This is a genomic window from Falsiroseomonas oryzae (genome assembly GCF_027856955.1).
Lineage (GTDB): Bacteria > Pseudomonadota > Alphaproteobacteria > Acetobacterales > Acetobacteraceae > Falsiroseomonas > Falsiroseomonas oryzae.
In genome coordinates, this window is the sequence record NZ_JAPSMD010000425.1 from 1 (window position 1) to 4,544 (window position 4,544).

5 protein-coding genes and 1 pseudogene are annotated in these 4,544 nt (G+C 71.4%); 5 read left to right on the forward strand and 1 reads right to left on the reverse strand.

The genetic code is table 11. The features are described 5' to 3' along the window. Positions 1–795, reverse strand: a pseudogene (locus OZN99_RS26115) (glycosyltransferase); the annotation flags it as partial. A 231-nt stretch (positions 796–1,026) separates the two neighbouring features. On the opposite strand from OZN99_RS26115, the gene rpsB reads away from it, so the two are divergent. The 5 genes from rpsB to OZN99_RS26140 all read left to right on the forward strand — a co-directional run. Beyond that, positions 1,027–1,821 carry a 30S ribosomal protein S2 gene (gene rpsB, locus OZN99_RS26120; protein WP_270938160.1) on the forward strand — a complete coding sequence of 265 codons (795 nt, stop codon included), beginning with the start codon at positions 1,027–1,029 and terminating at the stop codon, positions 1,819–1,821. Positions 1,822–1,922: 101 nt separating this feature from the next. Beyond that, positions 1,923–2,831, forward strand: coding sequence for a translation elongation factor Ts (gene tsf / locus OZN99_RS26125; RefSeq protein ID WP_270938161.1), 909 nt, complete (start codon positions 1,923–1,925; stop codon positions 2,829–2,831). Positions 2,832–3,039: 208 nt separating this feature from the next. Then, complete coding sequence (gene pyrH, locus OZN99_RS26130; protein ID WP_270938162.1) at positions 3,040–3,762, forward strand: UMP kinase; 723 nt, start codon at positions 3,040–3,042, stop codon at positions 3,760–3,762. A 19-nt stretch (positions 3,763–3,781) separates the two neighbouring features. After that, positions 3,782–4,354 (forward strand): ribosome recycling factor, encoded by a 573-nt coding sequence (gene frr / locus OZN99_RS26135; RefSeq protein ID WP_270938163.1) that lies wholly within the window; start codon positions 3,782–3,784, stop codon positions 4,352–4,354. A 31-nt stretch (positions 4,355–4,385) separates the two neighbouring features. Then, positions 4,386–4,544 (forward strand): undecaprenyl diphosphate synthase family protein (locus OZN99_RS26140; protein WP_270938164.1); only part of this gene is annotated, 159 nt, incomplete at its 3' end.

The window sequence follows — 4,544 nt, forward strand, 5'->3', positions numbered from 1 at the left end:
CAGGCCCGGTGCGGGCGCCAACCCTGCGGCGGCGCCGCCCGCCACCACCACCTCGCCGCCCGCCAGGTCCAATGCGGCCGGGTCCAGCGCGGCGAGGAAGCGCCCCAGCGCGCGGGTGTTCAGCGGGTTGGGGCTGCCGAGATAGCCGATCGCCACCTTGCCATCCGGCGCCCGCGGCGGCAGGGGCGGCCGGTCGTCCCCGCTCGCGTCCCAGGGCAGGTGGCCCAGCGTGGCCACCACGGCGCGCGTGCGGCCGGCGAGTTCCGCGGCCTCCTCCGCCTGGATGGCGAGCACCAAGTCGGCGCGGTCCAGGCCGCGATCCTCCTCCTCCCGTGTCGTGGCGAAGAAGCGGTTCTCCAGCCCGAGGGCGGCGAGGCGGTCGGCGCGGCCAGTGAAGATGTCGTGCGTGTCCAGCACGCGCGGGACGTGCCGCGGGAAGAACTCGAAGGCGCGGCTGAGGAAGACGTATTCCACCAGCACCAGGTCGAAGCCGGGATCCCTCGCGGCCAGTGCGGCGAAGGCGGCCTCGGTCTCCGGCAGGATCCAGTCGTCCAGCGCGTTGACCTCGCCCAGGCTCCGCCGCTCCCGACTGCGGTCATGCGGGACCAGCAGCACCTCGTCCCAGGCGGCGCGCATGGCGGCGATGGCGGCGGCGGAGGGGGCCTCGCGCTCCAGCAGGCAGAGATGGATCGCATGGCCGGCGGCCTTGAGCGACGACAGGAGCGCATGGATGCGGGCGCGGTTGCCGGCGTCCTGCGGGTGGCTCGGGGTGGGGCTGACGACCAGGACGCGCATCCGGGCCCAGGATAACGGCTGCGCGAGGGAGCGCGAAGCTTGCCCGCGCTTGCACGGGACGGGCGCAGGGGGCATAAGCCGGCCCGTCGTCGCCGGGCCCGCCCGACGGCGGCAAATCCGCACGCGGTGCGCCCTTCCAGCCCGGCCACGGGCCGACAGGGTCCGGTCCCCGAACGGGGATGGCACCGCGGAGGCACAACCGGACCACCTGGAAGTAGAGGAATTTCGCCGATGGCGATGCCCGACGTCACCCTGCGCGGCCTGCTCGAGGCCGGCGTGCATTTCGGCCACCACACCCGCCGCTGGAACCCGCGGATGGCGCCGTACATCTTCGGCGTCCGCAACCAGGTCCACATCCTGGACCTGCAGCAGACCGTCCCGATGATGGAGCGCGCGCTGCGCGCGATCCGCGACGTGGTTGCCGGCGGCGGCCGCGTGCTGATGGTCGGCACCAAGAAGGCGGCGGCCGACTACGTGGCGGAGAGCGCCAACCGCTGCGGCCAGTACTACGTGAACCACCGCTGGCTCGGCGGCATGCTGACCAACTGGAAGACCATCCAGGGCAGCATCAAGCGCCTGAAGCAGATGGAGGAGCGCCTCTCCGGCGACGTGCAGGGCCTGACCAAGAAGGAGGTCCTGATGCTGACGCGCGAGAAGGAGAAGCTCGACCGCGCGCTCGGCGGCATCAAGGACATGGGCGGCCTGCCGGACATCATCTTCGTCATCGACACGGTGAAGGAGAAGCTGGCGATCGAGGAGGCCAACAAGCTCGGCATCCCCGTGATCGCCGTGGTGGACAGCAACGCCGATCCGAACGGCATCGCCTTCCCGATCCCGGGCAACGACGACGCGATCCGCGCCATCCACCTCTACTGCGACAGCGTCGCCGCGGCGGTGCTGGACGGGCTGGCCGGCGCGCTGCAGAGCTCCGGCGCCGATCTCGGCGCCATGGAGGAACTGCCCGCCGAGCCGCTGCCGGAGGCGCCGGTCGAGGCCGCCCCGGCCGAGCAGCCCGCGGCCGAGTGATGCCGGCGGGGCCATGCCCCGCCGCCCTTCCGCTGATCCTGGGCCGGGGCACGTCGCCTCGGCCCGCAATGCGTTGAACTGACCTGATCGGGAGCAGAGCTATGGCCGAGATCACCGCGGCGATGGTGCGCGAACTGCGCGAGCGCACCGGCGCCGGCATGATGGACTGCAAGAAGGCGCTGACCGAGGCGGCCGGCGACATGGAGGCCGCGATCGACTGGCTGCGCAAGAAGGGCCTCTCGGCCGCCGCCAAGAAGTCCGGCCGCGTGGCGGCAGAGGGCCTGGTCGGCGTGGCCAGCGGCCCGACTGTCGCCGCCATGGTCGAGGTGAACGCCGAGACCGACTTCGTCGCGCGCAACGAGACGTTCCAGAACTTCGTGGAGCAGGTGGCGAGCCTGGCGCTCTCGGTCGGGGACGACGTCGAGGCGCTGAAGCAGGCGACGTTCCCGGGCACCCTGCACACCACGCAGGAGGAGCTGACCCGCCTGATCGCCACCATCGGCGAGAACATGACGATCCGCCGCGCCAAGGTGCTGCGCGTGCCGTCCGGCACCGTAGCGACCTATGTGCACAACGCGGTGAAGCCGGGCCTCGGCAAGATCGGCGTGCTGGTCGCGCTGGAGGCCGCGTCCGAGATCGAGGCGATGGAGACGCTCGGCCGGCAGATCGGCATGCATGTCGCGGCCACCCGTCCGACCGCGCTCGACATCTCCGGCGTGGAGCCTTCGGAACTGGAGCGCGAGAAGAACGTGCTGCGCGAGCAGGCCGCGGGCTCGGGCAAGAAGCCCGAGATCATCGAGAAGATGATCGAGGGCCGGATCCGGAAGTACTACGAGGAAGTGGTGCTGCTCGAGCAGGTCTGGGTGCATGACGGCGAGAGCCGGGTGAAGCAGGTGGTGCAGAAGGCCGGCGGCAATCTGGCCGGCTTCGCGCGCTTCCAGCTGGGCGAGGGCATCCAGAAGGAGACCGGCGACTTCGCGGCCGAGGTGGCCGCGATGAGCAAGGGCTGACCGCCCCGGGTCACGCGCCGGCCGCCCCGGCGCGTGACCCTGCCGGTCCGGCCGCCCCGCGCACGCGCATCGCCCCGGGAGGCCGGCGCCAAATCGGGGCGCGCGATCCGGGCCGAGCGCCGGATGGGCAGGGGCTGCCTTGCCGTTGCCACACCCCCGCGCCTATGTTCCGCCGCCCTCCGCCGCCCGGAGTCCCGCTGGAGCCCTGATGACCGACACCCCCCGCTACAAGCGCGTGCTGCTGAAGGTGTCCGGCGAGGCGCTGATGGGCCCGCGTGACTACGGGCTCGACATCGCGACGCTGAAGGCGATCGCGGAGGACATCCGCGATGTCGTGGCGCTGGGCGTGCAGGTCTGCCTGGTGATCGGTGGCGGGAACATCTTCCGCGGTGTCGCCGGCGCCTCGGCCGGGATGGACCGCGCGCAGGCCGACGGCATGGGCATGCTGGCAACTGTGATGAACGCGCTGGCGATGCAGAACGTGCTGGAGAAGCTCGGGGTTCACACGCGCGTGCAGAGCGCCATCAACATGGCCTCCCTCGCCGAGCCCTTCATCCGCCGCCGCGCGATCCGCCACATGGAGAAGGGCCGCGTGGTGATCTTCGCCGCCGGCACGGGCAACCCGTTCTTCACCACCGACACCGCCGCCGCGCTGCGCGCCGCCGAGATGGGCTGCGAGGCGCTGCTGAAGGGCACCCAGGTGGATGGCGTCTATTCCGCCGACCCGCGCAAGAACCCGAACGCCGAGCGCTACGTCACGCTCACCTACCTCGACATGCTGGCACGCGACCTAGCGGTGATGGACGCCGCCGCGATCAGCCTGGCGCGGGAGAACAAGCTGCCGATCGTCGTGTTCAACATCCACGAGCCCGGGAGCTTCACCGCCGTGATGAAGGGCGAGGGGAAGTTCACCACGGTGGTGGATCTCTGAGGATCAGGGAGAGAGCGGGATGCCCGCCGATTTTCCGAAGCTGAAGGCCGACCTGCAGCGCCGCATGGACGGCGCGATGGAGACGCTCCGGAAGGAGTTCGCCGGCCTGCGCACCGGCCGCGCCTCTCCTGCGCTGCTCGAGCCGATCCGCGTCGAGGCGTACGGCACGAACCAGCCGCTGAACCAGGTGGCCAACATCTCGGTCGCCGGGCCCGGCCTGCTCTCCGTGCAGGTCTTCGACCGCTCCATCACCAAGCAGGTGGAGGTCGCGATCCGCGACTCGGGGCTCGGGCTGAACCCGCAGGCCGAGGGCCAGGTGATCCGCGTGCCGCTGCCGCCGCTGACGCAGGAACGCCGCAACGAGCTGGCCAAGACCGCCGCCAAGTATGCCGAGGCCGCGCGCGTCGCGGTGCGCGGCGTCCGCCGCGACGGCATGGAGACCGTGAAGGGCTGGGAGAAGGACAAGAAATCCGAGGCCAGTCAGGACGACGTCAAGCGCTGGAGCGACGAGGTGCAGAAGATGACCGACGCGCACATCAAGCAGATCGACAGCGCACTGGCCGACAAGGAGAAGGACATCCGGACCGGTTGAGCGCAGCCGGGGAATGGCTCCGATGGACGGGATGAGCGCGGCCGCGCGGCCCGCGGCCCAGGTGGCCGGCGCACCGGCCCTGCCGGCCGGTGCCGTGCCGCGGCATGTCGGCATCATCATGGACGGCAACGGCCGCTGGGCTGCGGCCCGCGGCCTGCCGCGCGTGATGGGGCACAAGGCCGGCGCCGAG